Source organism: Agromyces ramosus (genome assembly GCF_030817175.1).
Taxonomy (GTDB): Bacteria; Actinomycetota; Actinomycetes; order Actinomycetales; family Microbacteriaceae; genus Agromyces; species Agromyces ramosus_A.
In genome coordinates this window covers 3,954,604-3,973,838 of the sequence record NZ_JAUSYY010000001.1, presented here as the reverse complement: position 1 = coordinate 3,973,838, position 19,235 = coordinate 3,954,604, and the positions used below count along the sequence as shown (strand labels likewise).

The following is a 19,235-nucleotide window of genomic DNA, read 5'->3' as shown; positions in this document are numbered from 1 at the left end:
GCCGGCGGGTGTTCTCGGCCGGCGCGCGCCGTTCAGCGCGACGCGCCCGACCGCGCCGGGCTCAGAAGAGGTTCTGCAGGTCGATCATCACGAGCGGGATCGCGTTGATCTGCACCTGTGCGAGCACGACGACGATGACGTAGCAGACCACCGTGATGAGCGGGATCCACTTGAACCAGATGCCCGCGAGCCGGCGAATGCGTGCCGGCACCGGAATATGCCCCTCGCGCAGGTTGTAGAGCGTGACCGCCCAGAAGACCGGGATCGTCACCGCCCAGGTGAGCATGCACCACGGGCACAGCACCGCGAGCACGTAGATGCTCTGGGCGATGAGCCACGCGACGAACACCAGCGCGCCCGCGACGCCGACGTTGAACAGCACCCAGAACCAGCGGGCGAATGTCGCCCCGGCCAGCAGCGCCATGCCGACGACGATCACGGCGGGCCAGGCCATGAGCCCGAGGAACGGGTTCGGGAAGCCGAATACCGCACCCTGCCACGACTCGAGGTTCACGCTGCAGCCCACGAGCACGCCGACGTTGCACGCCGGAACGTGGTCGGGATCGCTGAGCGTCAGCACCTTCTCGATCGAGAGCTCGTAGGCCGCCAAGAGCCCCAGGACCCCTGCGATGACGAGGAAGATCGCGAAGGCGACGGGTCTGGACCGTCGGGAGGAGTCCGCCATGCTCGTATTGTGGCATGCCGTTTCCACACCGCGCTGTGAGACCGTGCGATAATCGAATGAGTCGCCCGGGCCGCGCCCGGCGCGACGCCAATGAAGGCTTTGAGGATGCACCGCATCCACCGCGCGGTCGAACGCACCGCGAGACGTGGCGACACAGGCAACCTGCCGGTCGCAGCAGTGAAGGATTGGCGGTTCGGCGCATGGCGCAGAATCGCTCGAGACGAGTAGGGTACGACGGCGCGGCCGTCGGAACCGGCGTAGGAGTGCACCAGAGATGGTGGAAGGCAACGAGAACCACACGAACGAACCTGAATCCGGCAGCGGTACGCCGAAGCGACGCGGGGGACTGTTCGGCGCGAGGCGCGGCAGCCGCGGCAAGGCGACAGAAGAGCGTCGCAACGCCGGCGGCGTCGAGCCCGAGGCGAAGCCCGCGGTGACGGATGCCCCTTCGGGGGTCTCCGGCGCCGGTGACGTGCCGGCCGCTGCCGACGAGGCCGCCGCTCCTGTTGCGTCGGTCGAGGCCGACGCCGGCACCACGGTCGAGCCTGACGACACGGTCGACGGCGGGGGAGCGGCATCCGCGCCCGAGCCCGAGCCCGCGTCGCCGATTCCGGCGACCCTCACGACGACGTCGCTGATCTTCCACGCGCCGCCGGTGCTCGTCCAGGTCGAGCGGCCCGAAGGCGACGAACGCGAGACGCCCGCCGAAGCCGACGAGGCGTCGACCCTCCGTCGCCGCACCCGCCGCCGCAGCGGCGAGGAGAACCGCGTCAACGGCGACGAGCCGGTGAACACGGTCGTCAAGGTGCGCAAGCCCCGCGAGCCCGAGCTCATCACCGAGCCGCAGAAGGTCAAGGGCTCCACGCGACTCGAGGCGAAGAAGCAGCGCCGCCGCGACGGGCGCGACGCCGGCCGCCGTCGTGCGGTGATCACCGAGTCCGAGTTCCTCGCCCGACGCGAGTCCGTCGACCGTTCCATGGTCGTGCGCGAGAAGGGCGGGCGCATCCAGATCGGCGTACTCGAAGACGGCGTGCTCGTCGAGCACTACGTCGCCCGCAATCAAGAGGCGTCGCTCATCGGCAACGTCTACCTCGGCCGCGTCCAGAACGTGCTGCCGAGCATGGAGGCGGCGTTCGTCGACATCGGCCGTGGTCGCAACGCCGTGCTCTACTCCGGTGAGGTCGATTGGGAGGCCGCTGCCGAGAACGGCGAGAAGAACCAGCCGCGCCGCATCGAGCTCGCCCTCAAGCCGGGCGATCGTGTGCTCGTGCAGGTCACGAAGGACCCGGTCGGCCACAAGGGCGCCCGGCTCACGAGCCAGGTCTCGCTGCCCGGTCGCTACCTGGTGTACGTGCCGAACGGGTCGATGAACGGCATCAGCCGCAAGCTCCCCGACACCGAGCGCGCGCGCCTGAAGAAGATCCTGAAAGACGTGCTGCCCGACAACGTGGGCGTCATCGTGCGCACCGCCGCCGAGGGCGCCACCGAGGAGCAGCTCACGCTCGACGTGAACCGGCTCATCGCCCAGTGGGCTGACATCTCGACCCAGCTCGAGAAGGTGCAGGCACCAGCGCTCCTGCACTCCGAGCCCGACCTGCTGATCAAGATCGTGCGCGACGTCTTCAACGAGGACTTCCAGAAGATGGTCATCGAGGGCGATGAGGCGCGCCAGACCATCGAGCGCTACCTTCGCGCCGTCGCCCCCGACCTCCTCGAGCGCGTCGAGGCCTACACGGGCGAGCGCGACTCGTTCGACGAGTTCCGCATCTCCGAGCAGATCGAGAAGGCGCTCGAGCGCAAGGTCTGGCTGCCGTCGGGCGGCTCGCTCGTCATCGACCGCACCGAGGCGATGACCGTCGTCGACGTCAACACCGGCAAGTTCGTCGGCTCGGGCGGCAACCTCGAAGAGACGGTCACGAAGAACAACCTCGAGGCGGCCGAAGAGATCGTCCGCCAGCTCCGGCTGCGCGACATCGGCGGCATCATCGTCGTCGACTTCATCGACATGGTGCTCGAGACGAACCGCGATCTCGTACTTCGCCGGCTCGTCGAGTGCCTCTCACGCGACCGCACGAAGCACCAGGTCGCCGAGGTCACCTCGCTCGGCCTCATCCAGATGACCCGCAAGAAGCTCGGCCTCGGCCTCCTCGAGTCGTTCAGCGAGCCCTGCGAGGTCTGTGCCGGCCGCGGCATCGTCGTGCACCATGAGCCGATCATGAAGCACCGCGCACCGCAGCAGCAGCCCGAGCGCCGGCGCGGTCGCGGCGCACAGCAGCAGCCCGCGCAGGCTCCCGCCGAGCCGAAGGCCCACACCGGAACGCACGCCATCACCGAAGACGTGAAGCACGCGCTCGCGCAGATCGCGGCCTCGACGATCCCGCACTCCGAGCAGAAGCCGGCCGCCGAGGTCCCCGACGTCGAGCCCAAGGCAGCGGCCAGCCGCAACTCGGCGCAGTCCGAGAACGGGCGCAGCGAGCGCCGTCGCGGGCGTCACCGCCGGGTGATCCAAGAGCAGGGCGCAGCAGAGTCCACGCCGTCGCGCGAGGCCGAGGAGCCCGCGCAGGCCCCTGAACCGGCGTTGCCGCTGGCGCTGCTCGACCTGCCCGTGCCTGCGGCTGAGCGCCCGGCTCCGGCGCGCGTGCCCGAGGCTGAGGTGCTCCTCGACTCGGTGCTCGATGCGCTTCCCGCTCCGAAGAAGGCGGGCGAGGGCCGGTCGCGCAGTCGTCGGGTTTCCACCGCCGCGCTCAGCACCGCCGGCGCGGCACCGGTCATCACCAGGGCCGACGACGCCGATGCCACTGCGGCATCCGGGTCATCCGACTGATCAGTCGCTCAGGTTGCGGGCACGTCGTTCACGCGGCGTGACCCGCAGCCCGCTGCGGCGCAGCCGCTCGACGAGCTCGCGCGGCGTGACGGCCTCGGCGCCGGCGGCGACGAGCTCGTCGTACCGTTCGACCGGCACGTCGTAATGGTCGAGGTCGAACGACCGCGGCGGCAACCCGGCGCGATCGGCGAACGCGCGCAGCTCCTCGATCGATTCGTCGCTCACGAGGTGCGCCCAGACGGTGCCGTGCTTCGGCCAGAGCGGCGTGTCGATGAGCACGGTCATTCCGTGATCCTACGCGGGCGCCGGCGGCGGCGGGGGCGTGCGCGACTCGCCGGGCGCCGCGCGTTTGACCGACCCCCTGTCGTCGGGTAAACTCGACCGTTGGTGCCACCGCTTATCCCGGTGTGCCCACTGCAGTTCATCTGCACCGCGTTTTCTGGCAGTGACGACCCTCTCCTTCCCGCTGGGGTCCCGCGCAGTGACACCCCATCAGACAGTCGGAGCCTTCGGGGCTCCCCAGAGATAGGTACGAGTAGTGGTTTACGCAGTAGTGCGCGCCGGCGGCCGGCAGGAGAAGGTCGAAGTCGGCACCATCGTGACGATGGACCGTATCAAGGCAGACAAGGACGGCAACGTCAAGCTCGCCGCGGTCCTCCTCGTCGATGGAGAGAAGATCACCTCCGACGCCGAGTCGCTCGCAAAGATCACGGTCACGGCTGAGGTTCTCAACGACCTCCGTGGCCCCAAGATCGTGATCCAGAAGTTCAAGAACAAGACCGGCTACAAGAAGCGCCAGGGGCACCGTCAGGACCTCACGCGCGTCAAGGTCACCGGAATCAAGTAGAGCCTGAGGAGAGCAGCTAATGGCACACAAAAAGGGAGCGAGCTCTACTCGCAACGGTCGTGACTCCAACGCCCAGCGCCTCGGCGTGAAGCGGTTCGGTGGCCAGGTCGTCGGCGCGGGCGAGATCATCGTCCGCCAGCGCGGCACCCACTTCCACCCGGGCGCGGGCGTCGGTCGCGGTGGCGACGACACGCTGTTCGCGCTCGAGGCGGGCGCAGTGCAGTTCGGTCACAAGGGCGGCCGCAAGGTCATCAACATCGTGGCGGTCGGCGAATAGTCGATCGACGGTTTTCGTGAGGGCGGGCTTCGGCTCGCCCTCACGTGTTTTCATCGGTTTGGAGAGTGCAGCATGGTCAGCTTCGTCGACGAGGTGACGCTGTTCCTGCGTGCCGGTCATGGCGGGAACGGCTGCGTCTCGGTGCGCCGTGAGAAGTTCAAGCCCCTCGCGGGCCCCGACGGCGGCAATGGCGGACACGGTGGCGACATCGAGCTCCTCGCCGACCCCAACACCACGACGCTCCTCGCGTACCACGGACGCCCGCACCGCACCTCCTCGAACGGCCAGCCCGGCATGGGCGACCACCGCTCCGGCGCAGCCGGGGAGCCGCTCGAACTGCCGGTTCCCATCGGCACCGTCGTCAAAGACGAAGACGGCAACGAGCTCGCCGACCTCACGGCTCCCGGCATGCGATTCCTCGCCGCCGCCGGTGGTCAGGGCGGCCTCGGCAATGCGGCGCTCGCCTCCACGAAGCGCAAGGCGCCCGGCTTCGCGCTGCTCGGCACGCTCGGCGAAGAGCGCGAGATCACCCTCGAGCTGAAGACCATCGCGGATGTCGCGCTCGTCGGCTACCCATCGGCCGGCAAGTCGAGCCTCATCGCCGCACTCTCCTCGGCCCGCCCGAAGATCGCCGAGTACCCGTTCACCACGCTGCACCCGAATCTCGGCGTCGTACAGGCCGGCGATCACCGGTTCACCGTCGCCGACGTACCCGGCCTCATCGAGGGCGCGAGCGAGGGCAAGGGCCTCGGCCTCGAGTTCCTCCGTCATGTCGAGCGCTGCTCGGCGCTCCTGCACGTCGTCGACTGCGCGACACTCGAGCCCGGGCGCGACCCGGTCACCGACCTCGACATCATCCTGCGCGAGCTCGCCGCCTACCCGGTGCCCGAGGGCCAGGTGCCGCTCCTCGAGCGCCCCCAGCTCGTCGCACTGAACAAGATCGACGTGCCCGAGGGGCGCGAGCTCGCCGAGTTCGTGAAGCCCGAGTTCGAAGCGCGGGGCTACCGTGTCTTCGAGATCTCCACCGTCAGCCATGAGGGTCTCCGCCAGCTCGGCTTCGCGCTCGGAGAACTCGTCGACGAGACGAGGGCGGCAGCAGTGGCGGCCCTCGCCGCGACGCCTGAGCGCATCGTCATCCGTCCGAAGAACAGCGACGAAGGCGGCTTCACCGTGCGCGCCGAGGGTGGCAGCTACGGCACGCTCTACCGCGTGCTCGGACGCAAGCCCGAGCGATGGGTGCAGCAGACCGACTTCACGAACGACGAGGCCGTCGGCTACCTCGCCGACCGGCTCGCGCGACTCGGCGTCGAAGACGAGCTCGTTCGCGCCGGCGCGGTCGCCGGCTCGACGGTCGTCATCGGCAAGGGCTCCGGCGTCGTCTTCGACTGGGAGCCCACCCTCACGTCCACGGCCGAACTCATCACCGCCCCCCGAGGCGCCGACCTCCGTCTCGACGAGAACCGGCGTGCCACGCGCAACGAGCGTCGCACCGACTACCACGAGCGCATGGACGCGAAGGCCGAGGCACGAGCCGAGCTCGAGCGCGAGCGCGCGGCCGGCATGTGGCCCGATGACGACGATGCCGAGCCGCAGCTCGACGCCGAAGCGACCGCGACCGCAACCGCCGTGGAGGGTTCGGGCGACGAGGGCGAGCGATGATCCCGCGCAGTCGCGCCGAGATCCCGGCCGCGACCCGCATCGTCGTGAAGGTCGGCTCCTCGTCGATCAGCGGCGAGAACGCCGGGCAGATCGGCCCGCTCGTCGACGCGCTCGCGACGGCGCACGGACGCGGCGCCGAGGTGGTGCTCGTCTCCTCGGGCGCGATCGCGACCGGCATGCCGTACCTGAAGCTCGATGAGCGCCCCACCGACCTCGCAACGCAGCAGGCCGCGGCATCCGTCGGGCAGAACCTGCTCGTGTTCCGGTACCAGGACGCGCTCGACCGGTACGACATCGTCGCCGGGCAGGTGCTCCTCACGGCCGGCGACCTCGAGCATTCGACGCCGCGCTCCAACGCCCAGCGTGCGATGGACCGGCTCCTCGCGCTGCGGATCCTGCCGATCGTGAACGAGAACGACACGGTCGCGACGCACGAGATCCGGTTCGGAGACAACGACCGGCTCGCGGCCCTCGTCGCCGAGCTCATCGGCGCCGAGTTGCTCGTGCTGCTCTCCGACGTCGACGCGCTCTACACGAAACCGCCGCACCTTCCGGGGGCGGAGCGCATCGCCCACGTGCCCTTCGGCGACGCCCTCGCCGGGGTCGAGATCGGTTCGGTCGGCCGAGCGGGCGTCGGCACCGGGGGAGCGGAGACGAAGGTCTCGGCCGCGCGCATCGCAGCCGAGTCCGGCGCCGCGGTGCTCATCACCGCCACGCCGCTCGTGGCCGAGGCACTCGCGGGGCGAGAGGTCGGCACGTGGTTCGACGCCGCACCCGAAGGCCGTCGAGCCGAGCGTCGTGAAGCAGGTCGTCACGAAGCTGCCGGAGAATCCGCGCTCACCTAGGCTGGTTTCCATGCTGCAGACCGAACTCGACACCGCTGTGCTCGACGAGCGTCTCGCCGCGGCGAAGGAGGCCTCCTACCGCCTTGCACGCGCGACGACGGCTGAGAAGAACGCTGCCCTCGAGCAGGTCTCGACGCTGCTGCGCGCCGCCGCCGCCGACATCATCGCCGCGAATGCCCTCGACCTCCAAGCTGGCCGCGACGCCGGCCTCGCGACCGGGCTCCTCGACCGGCTCGCGCTCGATGAGCGCCGCGTGGAGGCGCTCGCCGATGCCGTGCTCGAGGTCATCGGGCTGAGCGATCCCGTCGGCGAGACGGTGAGCGGCAGGTCGCTGCCGAATGGGGTGCGCATCGACCAGGTGCGAGTGCCCCTCGGCGTCATCGGCGCCATCTACGAGGCCCGGCCCAACGTGACGATCGACATCGCCGTGCTCGCGATCAAGAGCGGCAACGCGGCCGTGCTCCGTGGCGGCACCGCCGCCGAGCAGACGAACCGCGTCCTCGTCGAGGTACTTCGCGATGCCCTCGAAGCAGTCGGCCTGCCAGGTGCCGCCGTGCAGACGGTCGACGACTTCGGACGCGCCGGCGCGCGCCACCTCATGCAGGCCCGCGACTACGTCGACGTCCTGATCCCGCGCGGAAGCGCCGCGCTGATCCGCGCCGTGGTCGAGGAGGCGCGTGTTCCGGTCATCGAGACGGGCGCCGGCGTCGTGCACATGTTCCTCGACGAGAGCGCCCGCGAAGACTGGGCGGTCGAACTCGTGCACAACGCCAAGGTGCAGCGTCCGAGCGTCTGCAACGCACTCGAGACGCTGCTCGTGCACCGTGACGCCGCCCAGCGCCTGCTGCCCGCGGTGCTCGATCGGCTCGAGGCATCCGGTGTCACCGTGCACGCCGACGAGCGGGTACGGGCGTTGCGGCCCGAAGCCGCGCCGATCACCGACGACGAGTGGGCCACCGAGCACATGAGCCTCGACCTCTCGGTCGGCATCGTCGACTCCCTCGACGACGCGCTTGCGCACATCCGCCGGTATTCGACGAAGCACACGGAGTCGATCGTCACGAACGACCTCGCCAACGCCGAGCGGTTCCTGAACGAGGTGGATGCCGCAGCCGTCATGGTCAATGCCTCGACCCGCTTCACCGACGGGGCGGAGTTCGGGTTCGGCGCCGAGGTGGGAATCTCAACGCAGAAACTGCATGCTCGCGGCCCGATGGGCTTGCCCGAGCTCACGAGCACGAAGTGGATCGTGCGCGGCGCCGGACACGTGCGCGCCTGACCTCGCTAGACTGTCCGGAGCGTTACCCCGCAGGATTCGAAAGGAACGGCGAATGAGCCTCACCACCGCAGCGTTGACCGGAACGGTGCTCACCGAGACGGTGCACGCCCGGGAGCTGCCGATGGAGGCCTGGATGTACGGCCTCATCGCGCTCATCATCTTCGCCGCGCTCGGCTTCATCGCCGCGTCCTACCGTGACGTCGCGAACCGTCACCGAGGCAAGGCAGCCGCCTACGCGGCCCGACACACCGGAGACGGGCACGTCGGCCACTGAGGCTGGCGACCGACCGATGACGGTCGAGGTTCGCCGGCCGAGACTCGGGGTCATGGGCGGCACGTTCGACCCCATCCACCACGGTCACCTCGTCGCCGCGAGCGAGGTGGCGCAGTCGCTCGACCTCGACGAGGTCATCTTCGTGCCCACCGGCGAGCCGAGCTACAAGACGGATGTCACGCCCGCTGAGCATCGCTACCTGATGACCGTCATCGCGACGGCCTCGAACCCGCGCTTCACCGTGAGTCGCGTCGACATCGACCGCTCGAAGCCGACGTTCACGATCGACACCCTGCGGGACATCCGGCGCGAACGCCGCGATGCCGACCTCTACTTCATCACCGGTGCCGACGCCATCGCCCAGATCCTCTCCTGGAAAGACGTCGACGAGCTGTGGGAACTCGCCCACTTCGTGGCTGTGAGTCGGCCGGGACATGTGCTGTCCGTTTCGGGTTTGCCCGAGCAAGACGTAAGCTTGTTGGAGGTTCCGGCACTTGCGATCTCGTCGACCGACTGCCGGGACAGGGTGCGCCGGGGATTCCCGGTGTGGTACTTGGTGCCCGATGGGGTCGTCCAGTACATCTCCAAGCACCACCTCTATCGGAGTGTCGAATGACGTCGTCGCAGGAACCGCCGCTGACGCGCCGCGAGGCGCGAGAGCGCGAACGCCTGCTGCACGAGCAGCAGGCGCCATCGCCGACCCCCGAGCCAGCGCCTGCGGCCTACGCAGCGCCGCAGCAGGCTCATCAGCCGGTGCCACCCATGCCGACCCCGCGCCCGCAGTCGCCCGCGCCATCGGCGCAGCCCGTCCCGGCAGCCGCCCCCGCCGCGTACGCCACGCCGCAGTCGGCTGGCGTCTACGGCCAGCAGCCTTCGTCGTTCGGAGCGGCCCCGCCCGCCCCGGCGCCCGTCCAGACCCCATTCGCTCCCAGGGCGGTTCAGCCCCCGCCTCCGCAGCCTCCCGCCCCGGCGCGTGCCGCGGAGCGCGTCGAGACGACGGCACCCGAACGAACGCTCACGCGCCGAGAGCTGCGCGCCATGCTCGACGCCAGCCAGCTCGGCGAGCTCGACGTCGACTTCGACGATGTCGACGATGTCGACGATCCTGCCTCAGTCACGCCGCCCACGCCCGCGTCATCGACGCCGATGCCCGCATCGGCGAATCCCGAGTCCTCGGCGCAGCCCGTGCCGGCGCCCACGCCGGTATACCGGCCGGCCCCCGCCCAGCAGCCCGTGTTCGCCCAGCCCGGGCAGGCGCAGCCGGGTGTGCCCGACGTCGCGGAGCCGAAGCCGGTCGGGCACTGGACCGCGCAGCTCAACGCCCCGATCGAACGCGCCGAGCCGTTCGACCAGATGCTCTCGCGCGGCGGACTCAGCCACGGCGTTCCCACGACCACGAACGCGCTGATCCTGCCGTCGCTGCCCGACCACGGACCGATGGGCAACCCGCTCGCCTCCGCCGGTGAGATCATCGCCACCGGTTCCATCGACCTCCCTCGCAGCTACGGGGCGACCGGCGTGCACCCGAGCCAGATCGACTCCTCCGAGGTCGATCGTCTCTTCGACCGGGTCGAAGACGTCGGCACGGGCGTCGCACCCGTCGCCGCGACTCGTGCGATCAGCACGCAGGGCGCGTCACGGGCCATGATGTCCGCTCCGAAGAAGGAGGGCATGAACGTTCCGCTCGTGCTCGCGGTCACCGCCGGTGTACTCGCACTCGGGGTCGTCGCCACGCTCGTCATCGGCGCGATCGCCGGTCTCTTCTAGTCGTGGCATCCCAGAACCGCGGCACCCACCGATCCCAATATCCGGAAGTGAGCGCATGACCGCATCCGACCAGGCACTCGACTCCCTCGCGCTTGCCGCGAGGGCGGCCGATTCCAAGGGCGGCGAAGATCTCGTCGCCCTCGACGTTTCCGTGCCCCTGCCCTTCGCCGATGTCTTCCTCCTCGTCACCGGCAACTCCGAGCGCAATGTCATCGCGATCGCCGACGAGATCGAGTCGGTGCTCGGCAAGGCGGGCACGCCGACTCGTCGCCGTGAGGGACACCACACCGGCCGGTGGATCCTCCTCGATTTCGGCGACCTCGTGGTGCACGTGTTCCACCGTGAAGAGCGCCTCTACTACGGACTCGAGCGGCTCTGGGCCGACTGCCCGGCGCTGCCGGTGGCGCCGCTCCTCGCCGCGAAGAGCTGACCGGCGGAGCATCCGCTCTGCGAGGGCCCCTCGATTTCTTTCGCAGGCGGAGGCTGGTGTAAGCTCAATTCGTTGCCCGGAACAGGGCGTACGGGTCTGTGGCGCAGCTGGTAGCGCACCTGCATGGCATGCAGGGGGTCAGGGGTTCGAGTCCCCTCAGATCCACCAAAACCCCTGATGAACGCGAAGTTCTCAGGAGTTCTTTTCGTTAAGTTGAGCCCGCGGGGCCTTTGGGGCCTTCTTGAAGATCGCCCCAGGTTCGCGACGATCCACAACGGATCACGTCAGACAGCGAACAAACAGGATCTGTGCCGCACTCATAAGGAATCGAAAAGCTCGTCGTCGGCGGACGGGACTCCACGAAACTCGTCCACGGGATGCTGAGACAGCTCGGCGTCGTTCGAGGCATCCTTGGCGATGATGTACCCGTTTCTGGTGCTCTCTGCTTCATTGACGCGGACTGGCCACTGGTCGGCGGCGCGTTCACGACGCGCGACATCACGTGTTGTGGCCGAAGCGTCTTGCGAAACTACTCACTGACCGCGAAGCAGTCGGAGTGAACGTGGCGCTGGTCCGCGATCAGCTTGCATGTGCCCTTCACTGAATGAGTCTTGCCATGCGGAACACCGCAGCACCTGGAACGGTCCCACGGCAACTCGCCGAAGACCGGCTCACGCGGGTGCGAGAAGACGTCGCCATGAACGAGCGGGCTCCTCGCGACGTGCTCGACATGCTTTCGCGCGATCGCAGCATCGGCGTCCGGCGGGCGGTCGCCGCGAACCGGGGCGCGCCACGGGCAAGCAGATCGAGCGCGACGGTCAATGACCGAGGGCGGGTCACGGCCCGGCCGTGGCGCTTCCATCCATGGGAAGGGCTATGGCCGCGCCGACGCGCGGAGGGAGGCGGCGTCTTCGCTGGGCGAAGCGCCGAACTCACGCCTGTACTCCCGACTGAACTGCGAGGGGCTCTCGTAACCGACCGCATAGGCGGTTGCGCCGATGTCGCCGGGCTTGGCGAGGAGTCGCAGTCGTGCCTCCTGCAATCGGATGCTCTTCTGATACTGGATTGGGCTCATCGACGTCACCGCATGGAACGCTCGGTGGAACGCTGAGGGACTCATCCGGGCGAGCTCTGCGAGGTCGTCGACGCGGAGAGATTCGGCGAAGTGTTCGCGCATCCAGCGGACGACGTGGCGGACCCGGCTGAGGCTGCTGTCGGCTAGGCCGAGCTGGCGCACGGTGGCGCCCTGCTCATCGGACATGATCAGCCAGAGGATCTCCCGTTCGATCATCGGAGCGAGAATCGGGATGTCGCGCGGGTGATCGAGCAACCTGAGCATTCGGAGGGTGGCGTCGAGTAGTCGCGCCGAGGTCGCGCCGACCGCGATCGCAGGCGGGGAAGATTCCCCGCGGGCGGGCCGATTGAACTCTGCCGCAGCGGCAGTGAGCATCATCTCCGCAATGACCTCCGGACGCAGTTCGAGACCGAACCCCAACGCGGGATGGTCCGGGGTGGCGTCGATGAAGTGACCGGACACCGGGAGGTCCACGGAAGCGACCAAGTATTGGCCGACCCCGTAGTCGTGAATCGTTCCGCCCACGGAGAGCCGCTTGGTGCCCTGCGCGACGACCGCCAGGACCGTGCCCGTGGTCGACTCGTCCTGCGAGCCACCGTCATTCATCCGTGAAACGAGGACTCCGGGGATCGCCGTCGAACTGATACCGCTAGGGGCGTGTCGTGCGACCAAGGCGCGGAACTCATCGAAGGACATACAGAGAGTGAAACAGCATCCTTCGACGAAGGCACCGATTTCTGGCGACGTTGGCGGGATTGTGCAAGGAGTCGCTTGGATTCCCCTACCTCCCCATGTTGCTGTGACGATTGTCTTGATGCATGAGCGAACAGACAGCTGACCAGAAGATCGTCGTCATTACCGGAGCGAGCTCCGGCATCGGACGCGGCGCCGCCATCGAGATCGCCGCGCGCGGCATGGGCGTCATCGCCACCTACAACGCACGCCCCGAGGGCGCTGAAAGGACCGTCGCGGACATCCTGGAGAACGGTGGCACCGCCGTCGCACTCCCGCTCGATATCGGCCGCACTGACACCTTCCCGGACTTCACGGACGCTCTCACCGGCGTGCTGAAAAGCGAGTGGAACAAAGGCCGAATCCATGCCTTGGTGAACAATGCTGGCTTCGGCGGCGGCATGGGCTTCGAGGAGATGACGGAGGAGGCCTTCGACGCCTACTACCGAGTGCTTCTCCGCGGACCGTACTTCCTCACTCAGGCGCTCCTGCCCTTGATCGAGACCGGCGGCTCGATCGTCAACACCTCCAGCAGCGCCGTGCGCCCCGGAGACACGGAACCGGGCTACTCCGGCTACGCGGCGATGAAGGCCGGCCTGGTCACAGCCACCCGCTTCCTTGCCAAAGAACTCAGCAGCCGCTCGATCCGCGTCAACTCGATCGCCCCCGGCCCGACCCGTACCCGCCTGGCCGACAACGCCTTCGAGCGATTCCCGCAGGTGATCGACGGTATCGCGGCCAAGACCGCATTCGGGCGGATCGGCGAACCTGCAGATGTCGGAAAGGTCATTGCCTTCCTCGTCTCCGACGACTCCGCGTGGATCACCGGCCAGGACATCCAGGCAGCCGGAGGATACGCGCTGTGAGCGTCCGATACGGGACAGTCGTCCTTACCGGCGCAACCAGCGGAATCGGTGAGGCGACGGCCCTCCGTCTTGTCGGCAGGGCAACGACGCTGATCGCGCTTGGCGTCGAATCGGATCAGGATGCCGCTAGCGTGATCGATGGACTCCGGCGAGTGGGCAGCGCTGAGGTTCACTACATCGCGGCGGACTTCACGCAGCTATCCGAGGTCGTCGCTGCCGTGCAGCGAGTCAAGTCGCTGGCGACCCCGATCGATCTGCTCATCAACGACGCAGGCGTCCCCGGCTCGCCGGAGCGGATCGTCACCCCCGATGGGTTCGAGCGCACCCTGCAGGTCAACGCGCTGGCGCCGGCGCTGCTCACCCGCCTTCTGGTTCCGACGCTCGCCGAGGGTGCTCGGATCGTCAACGTCGGATCATCGGCCCACCGTGTCGAGCACTTCGACTTCGATGACATCGACTTGCAGCGTGAGTATTCACCGGTCATGGCCTACGCCCGCGCCAAACTCGCGATGTTGACGTGGTCCTCGCTGCTTGCCGAGGAGGAGGCATCCTCGTCCCTCACGGTTGTCGCTCTCTGTCCCGGACTCAATAACACGCCGCTCAGTGCCGCGATGATAGGGAAGATCGGCGGGCCGCCCGCCCATGGCGCAGACCGGGTGCTGAACGCGAGCGTGGTCCCGCTTGCCTCAGGCTCCTACCTCGAGAACGATCGGGTGGTCAGCCCCAGCGCGGATGGCCTCGACCCGGATAACCGCGCTCGCCTAGTCGCGCTGTTCTGGGAGCGCCTCGCCCCATTCGCCGGCTCACCATCGCGCACGCCGTGAAGCGCCGCAGCAGCGGGGAGCCGCGGGCTCGTCGAGCGGTGAGCAGCCGTGAAGGCGACCGGGTGACTACCCTTGAGCTCTTCTTCGACCTGGCCTTCGTCTTCGCTTTCACCCAGCTGAGTCGGCTGATGGCCCAGCAGCACGATGCTCTTGGTATCGTCCAGGCGCTCGTCATCCTCGCGTTGCTGTGGTGGGCCTGGACCTCCTACGGCTGGCTCACCAACATTGCGCACGCCGACCAAGGGGTTGTGGGCGTTGCGATGATCATTGGGATGACGGCGATGTTCGTAGCCGGTCTCGTGGTGCTCGAGGCCTACGATGACCTGCCTGGCGGCCTGTTCGCACCCATGGTGTTCGTCGGTGCCTACTTGGTCGCTCGGGTCACCCACGCGATTGTCTTCGTATGGCTCACCGAGCGCGAACTACGTCGACGCACCCTGGTCACCGTCGGACTCTCCATCATTCCCTCCGGCGCGCTTCTCGTCTCCGGCGCCGTGCTAGGTGCCCCGTGGCAGATCTGGTGCACCATCGCGGCGGTCGCGATCGAGCCGATCGTCTCCTACCGAACCAGCGTCGGCATCGCCTGGCCAGTGCGCTCCACCGCTCACTTCACGGAGCGACACGGGCTGATCGTGATTCTCGCGCTAGGCGAGTCCATTCTCGCCATCGGCGCCGGCGCCGCAGCTGAACCGATCAGTCTCGGAATCCTTCTGGGGGTGGTCCTGTCGATGCTGATCTGCATCGGCCTGTGGTGGGGCTACTTCAGCCGCCTCGCCGGTGACGCCGAGCGCGCTCTCAAGGCAATCCCCGCCGGCGGTCGCGGGCGAGCGGCGACTGGTGCATACACCTATCTCCATCTGGCGTTGGTCAGCGGGATCGTGCTGGCGGCGCTCGGCCTCGAGGTCGCAATGGCTCACGTCGAGTCGACCGACGCCCTCGGGCTCTTTGGTGCAGCCGCGCTCAGCGGTGGAGTTGCCTGCTATCTCGCAGGAACCGCAGCCTTCGCGCGGCGGCTGCTCGGCCGGTGGAGTGTTGTGCGGCTCGCGATCGCGACCATCTTCGTCGTCCTGACACCTGGGATTGGCATGCTTTCCCCTCTGGCCGCGCTTGCGAGCGTGGTGGGCATCCTCACCGCGCTGTTCATCGCGGAGCGGAAACCACCAACCAGCGTGGCTCCGATTCGCGAAGACTAGGCGCGGCGGCCATCAGCGGTTGGTGAGCACAGCGAAGAGCTCTCTCGCTGAGCGGACGAGTCGCTCGTGTGCCGGCAGACGGGGCCGCTTGCCTCAGTGGGGAGTGGCTGCTGTCTGGTCCCACCACTGCAGCACCCGGGTGCCGATGAGAGTGAGCCAGCGCGATGGCTGGCTGCCCTTGGGAGCGTCGACGTCGAACCAAGTCCGGCCGGGAGTCTCTGATATGTGGTCCGACGGCGAGCCGATGACCTCTTGGCAGCGACATGACGCCGCCGAAGTGAACATCGCGATGTCGGCGGTCGTCACCGCCGAAATTTGTGCGTCGCGCGCGCAGGTCCGTACGCCTGGGCGACTCCGATTCGCGCAGTCGTGGAGCCGGACCTCTTGTGCGGCGAACCGGTTCGATGCTTTAATGCGTCGAACCGGTTCGACAAGCGTTCGGATCGGACTACATCAGGTTCGACCGAGAACGGCTCGATCAATGGAGACGAAGCAGATGAGTATTTTTACGTTCGGGCGGCCGATATGGCGCGCCGAAGCCCGTGACGGCGAGCAGCACTCCTCCCTCGGGCTGAGGTCCCGGGGTCGACGAGCTGTCGCGACGCTGACGACGACCGCCATCGTTGCCGCTGGCGGCCTTATAGCGGTGGCTGGCCCCGCCGACGCTGCACCTGGTCCGGCAAGCACGCTCGTCGTTCAGGCCGATCAGCCGTTCCGTCCGGTGACCCATATGGCGAGCGGGTCGCTCTATGGGCTGGCCAGCGCGAACGTGCCGACCCTGGATAAGATCCTCCCGATCAAGCCGCACACCTTCGTGCAGAAGCCGGAAGGTGGCACACAGCAGCCCACGGGCGACGCGCTCTCTGTCGCTGACACAGCCAAAGCTGCGGGCGCCGGGGTGGTGATCAGGCTCGTCGATTATCTTCCGGGGTGGCCGTACCGCTACAACAAGGCCGAATGGCTCCCCGCCGTCGAGAAGATGGTCAATGACACCAAGGCTGCCGGCAAGACGAACATCGTGGCTTATGCCATTTGGAACGAACCCGACATCACGTGGCAGACGGTTAACGGATCGTTCTTCGACATGTGGACGGACACGTACCGGCTGGTGCGCACCCTCGACCCGACGATGCCTATCCAGGGACCGGCCTACTCCGACAACATCACGAGCATGCGCGCGTTCTACGAGCACGCGAAGGCGACGAACACTCTCCCGGATGTCCTGGAATGGCACGAGCTGATCCGCTCGTCGAAGATCAAGGGCGACGTAGAGAATGTCCGCAAGATTCTGTCTGACCTGAACATCCCAGAGCCGCCGATCGACATAACCGAGTACGCCGCCCCCGCGGAAGTCGGCCTCTCCGGTCCGCTGGTGGGCTATATCGCGAAGCTGGAGCGCTACGGAATCACCCGAGCCGAGCTTCCGTTCTGGAACCAGTCGGGCGCCCTCGGCGACCTTCTCACCGGGCGCAACGGTGACCCCAACGGGGCATATTGGCTGTACACCTGGTACGCGCAAATGAGCGGCCAGATGGTTACCACGACACCGCCGTCGAATGAGAGCCCGCTGGATGGGGCCGCATCCGTCAGTGACGCCGGGGATGAAGTAAGAATCATCACCGGCGGAAACACCGGACCGACCTCGGTGAAGATCAATGGACTCGACAAGCTGTCGCTCGGCTCCAAGGTGAACGTGCAGCTCGACTTCACGGCCTCGTATGGTCGCACGGTGAAAACGGATGGTCCGATCAACATCTCCAACACCACGTACGAGATCTCGGCGGACGGCTCTATCTCCGTGCCGATCGTGATGAACCCGATGTACGGCTATCAGGTCGTCGTGACGCCGGCAGGGGATCCGACGGATCTGTCGGGGACCTACTCCCTGACCAACGTCAACTCCGCGCTCCAGCTCGCCACTCTTGGGGGTGCCACGGCGAACGGAAACCCCGTCGTCCAGGCCGATCCGACTGCAACGTCGGGCCAGGTGTGGAAGGTCGTTGCCGCTGGGCAGGGTCTGTACAAGGTCGTCCACACTCCAAGCGGTCGCGTGCTCGCGATCGCTGACGCCGCCACTTCGAATGGCGCGCCGGCAGTGATTGCGGATGAGAGCAATGCAGAGGAGCAGCTGTGGCAGCTCGTCCCCGACGGCAAGGGCAGCGTACGTCTGGCCAACTATGCGACGGGAAAGACCCTCGGAGTCATGAGCCTGAGCAAGAACGACGGCGCGGCGGTCGTCCAGTGGACCGACGGTTCGCCGACGTCCAACTGTCAGCCCAACGGCCCTCGCCAGCCGGGCAAGATCGGGTCAGCGCTGGACTTCTGCAAGACGTCTTCGTACGGCTCGCTGCCGAGCGGGATCGTGAGCAACCTGAACGGCGACTGGTCGATCTCGACATGGATCAAGCCAGCCGCGCTGACGAACTGGTCACGCGTGTTCGACTTCGGCACCGGCCAGACCGTCAACATGTTCCTCACGATGAACGCCGGTGGCGCGGGGCCGAGATTCGCCATCACCAATAGCGGTGCCGGCGCAGAGCAGCGACTGACGTATGGCGGGCAGAACTTCCCGTTGAACCAGTGGTCGAACGTCGTCGTGACCGTCTCAGGCACGCAGGGCACCATGTATCTCAATGGCAGCGTGGTCGCGACGAACAGCAACATGACGCTGAAGCCGTCGGCTCTGGGCAACACGACCCGCAACTATCTCGGGAAGTCCCAGTACAACGACCCGGCATACGACGGAGCGATTGATGACTTCGCGATCTACAACCGGGCCCTGTCGGCCACAGAAGTGGCCGCGTTGGCCGGCGGCCAGGCCGCGGCGGGCAATGTCGCTCAATACAAGTTCGATGAAGCTGGGGGAAATGCCCTGCAGGATTCGTCGGGTAACAACCGAAACGGAACGATCGTTGTCGGCACCGGCGGATCCACCAGCAGCACGGCAACAGACGCCCAGACGGCAGACCGCTTCTGGAAGCTGACTCGCGTGGACATCACGGCCCCAGTGGTGAGCGTTACGTGCCCGCCCGAGGCCGTGGTGCTCGGCTCCACAGCCACCGCGACGTGGAGCGCGACCGACGAGGCGAATGGTTCCGGACTCGCCACCGCCGGTGAGGGCTCAATCGGGCTCGACACGTCGACTGTGGGCGCGAGGACAGTCACGGTGCCGGCCGGCACGGCGACAGATGTCGCGGGCAATCCCTCCGCAGAAGTGAGCTGTGACTATGCGGTCATCTACGACTGGGAGGGCTTCGCGGAACCTGTTGATATGGGAGACGTCGTCAACTCGGTCAAGGCGGGAGGCGCAGTTCCGATCAAGTTCACACTGAATGGCGATCAGGGTACCGACGTGCTGGCGGCGGGCTCACCCATCGTTCAGTTCGGAACGTGCTCGTCCTCGGCGGCGGTCGACGAGATCGAGCAGACGGTGACGGCGGGCGCCAGCGGCCTCAAGTATGACGCAGCTGCCGACCAGTACGTCTACGTGTGGAAGACGGAAAAGTCCTGGGCCGGAAAGTGCGCCACCTTCGTGTTGCAACTCAACGACGGGACGACGCATACCGCACTGTTCGCATTCAACAAGTAGTGCGGCGTCGGATGTGAGGTGTGCGGCCTGGACCGGCCGTGCGCCTCACATCCGCGCTGGTAGTTGACG

At 67.4% G+C, this 19,235-nt stretch carries 17 protein-coding genes and 1 tRNA gene; 15 read left to right on the top strand and 3 right to left on the bottom strand.

The genetic code is table 11. The annotated features are described in order from the left end of the window. Positions 1–61: 61 nt before the first annotated feature. Positions 62–685, bottom strand: coding sequence for a vitamin K epoxide reductase family protein (locus QFZ26_RS18620; protein WP_307044794.1), 624 nt, complete (start codon positions 683–685; stop codon positions 62–64). A 274-nt stretch (positions 686–959) separates the two neighbouring features. On the opposite strand from QFZ26_RS18620, the gene QFZ26_RS18615 reads away from it, so the two are divergent. Beyond that, entirely contained in the window at positions 960–3,509 is a 2,550-nt protein-coding gene (locus tag QFZ26_RS18615) for an Rne/Rng family ribonuclease (protein WP_307044792.1), read from the top strand. Here the strand turns inward: QFZ26_RS18615 and QFZ26_RS18610 are convergent, their stop codons facing one another. Next, positions 3,510–3,794, bottom strand: coding sequence for a DUF4031 domain-containing protein (locus tag QFZ26_RS18610; RefSeq protein WP_307044789.1), 285 nt, complete (start codon positions 3,792–3,794; stop codon positions 3,510–3,512). It abuts the gene before it with no gap. 253 nt (positions 3,795–4,047) lie between these two features. Between QFZ26_RS18610 and rplU the strand changes: the two genes are divergently transcribed. The 10 genes from rplU to QFZ26_RS18560 all read left to right on the top strand — a co-directional run bounded on the left by rplU (position 4,048) and on the right by QFZ26_RS18560 (position 11,055). Further along, the gene (rplU, locus tag QFZ26_RS18605; RefSeq protein WP_307044788.1) at positions 4,048–4,356 is read left to right on the top strand and encodes a 50S ribosomal protein L21; all 309 of its coding nucleotides are present in this window, start codon (positions 4,048–4,050) and stop codon (positions 4,354–4,356) included. 19 nt (positions 4,357–4,375) lie between these two features. Beyond that, the gene (gene rpmA, locus QFZ26_RS18600) at positions 4,376–4,633 is read left to right on the top strand and encodes a 50S ribosomal protein L27 (RefSeq protein WP_022892059.1); all 258 of its coding nucleotides are present in this window, start codon (positions 4,376–4,378) and stop codon (positions 4,631–4,633) included. 72 nt (positions 4,634–4,705) lie between these two features. Further along, positions 4,706–6,292 carry a GTPase ObgE gene (gene obgE / locus QFZ26_RS18595; RefSeq protein WP_307044786.1) on the top strand — a complete coding sequence of 529 codons (1,587 nt, stop codon included), beginning with the start codon at positions 4,706–4,708 and terminating at the stop codon, positions 6,290–6,292. Next, the gene (proB, locus tag QFZ26_RS18590) at positions 6,289–7,137 is read left to right on the top strand and encodes a glutamate 5-kinase (protein WP_307044784.1); all 849 of its coding nucleotides are present in this window, start codon (positions 6,289–6,291) and stop codon (positions 7,135–7,137) included. Before obgE ends, proB begins: the two co-directional genes overlap by 4 nt. Positions 7,138–7,147: 10 nt before the next feature. Next, complete coding sequence (locus QFZ26_RS18585) at positions 7,148–8,416, top strand: glutamate-5-semialdehyde dehydrogenase (protein ID WP_307044782.1); 1,269 nt, start codon at positions 7,148–7,150, stop codon at positions 8,414–8,416. 52 nt (positions 8,417–8,468) lie between these two features. Then, positions 8,469–8,690 (top strand): hypothetical protein, encoded by a 222-nt coding sequence (locus QFZ26_RS18580; protein ID WP_307044780.1) that lies wholly within the window; start codon positions 8,469–8,471, stop codon positions 8,688–8,690. Between the two features lie 16 nt (positions 8,691–8,706). Continuing rightward, entirely contained in the window at positions 8,707–9,306 is a 600-nt protein-coding gene (gene nadD / locus QFZ26_RS18575) for a nicotinate-nucleotide adenylyltransferase (RefSeq protein WP_307044778.1), read from the top strand. Further along, positions 9,303–10,457: a hypothetical protein gene (locus QFZ26_RS18570; RefSeq protein WP_307044776.1), complete on the top strand. Its 1,155-nt coding sequence runs from the start codon at positions 9,303–9,305 to the stop codon at positions 10,455–10,457. The genes nadD and QFZ26_RS18570 overlap by 4 nt, the downstream gene beginning before the upstream one ends. 55 nt (positions 10,458–10,512) lie before the next feature. Continuing rightward, positions 10,513–10,887: a ribosome silencing factor gene (gene rsfS, locus QFZ26_RS18565; protein WP_307044773.1), complete on the top strand. Its 375-nt coding sequence runs from the start codon at positions 10,513–10,515 to the stop codon at positions 10,885–10,887. Between the two features lie 92 nt (positions 10,888–10,979). Continuing rightward, positions 10,980–11,055: transfer RNA gene (locus QFZ26_RS18560), tRNA-Ala, on the top strand. Positions 11,056–11,761: 706 nt separating this feature from the next. Here the strand turns inward: QFZ26_RS18560 and QFZ26_RS18555 are convergent. Beyond that, complete coding sequence (locus QFZ26_RS18555) at positions 11,762–12,658, bottom strand: AraC family transcriptional regulator (protein WP_307044771.1); 897 nt, start codon at positions 12,656–12,658, stop codon at positions 11,762–11,764. A gap of 122 nt (positions 12,659–12,780) precedes the next feature. Between QFZ26_RS18555 and QFZ26_RS18550 the strand changes: the two genes are divergently transcribed. From QFZ26_RS18550 to QFZ26_RS18535, 4 genes are all read left to right on the top strand, one after another. Next, the gene (locus tag QFZ26_RS18550) at positions 12,781–13,560 is read left to right on the top strand and encodes an SDR family NAD(P)-dependent oxidoreductase (RefSeq protein WP_307044769.1); all 780 of its coding nucleotides are present in this window, start codon (positions 12,781–12,783) and stop codon (positions 13,558–13,560) included. After that, positions 13,557–14,384, top strand: a complete 828-nt coding sequence (locus tag QFZ26_RS18545; protein ID WP_307044767.1) for an SDR family NAD(P)-dependent oxidoreductase — start codon at positions 13,557–13,559, stop codon at positions 14,382–14,384. The genes QFZ26_RS18550 and QFZ26_RS18545 overlap by 4 nt, the downstream gene beginning before the upstream one ends. 62 nt (positions 14,385–14,446) lie before the next feature. Continuing rightward, positions 14,447–15,577 (top strand): low temperature requirement protein A, encoded by a 1,131-nt coding sequence (locus QFZ26_RS18540; protein ID WP_307044765.1) that lies wholly within the window; start codon positions 14,447–14,449, stop codon positions 15,575–15,577. Positions 15,578–16,058: 481 nt separating this feature from the next. Beyond that, positions 16,059–19,166, top strand: coding sequence for a PxKF domain-containing protein (locus QFZ26_RS18535; RefSeq protein ID WP_307044763.1), 3,108 nt, complete (start codon positions 16,059–16,061; stop codon positions 19,164–19,166). The last annotated feature ends 69 nt before the right edge of the window (positions 19,167–19,235 follow it).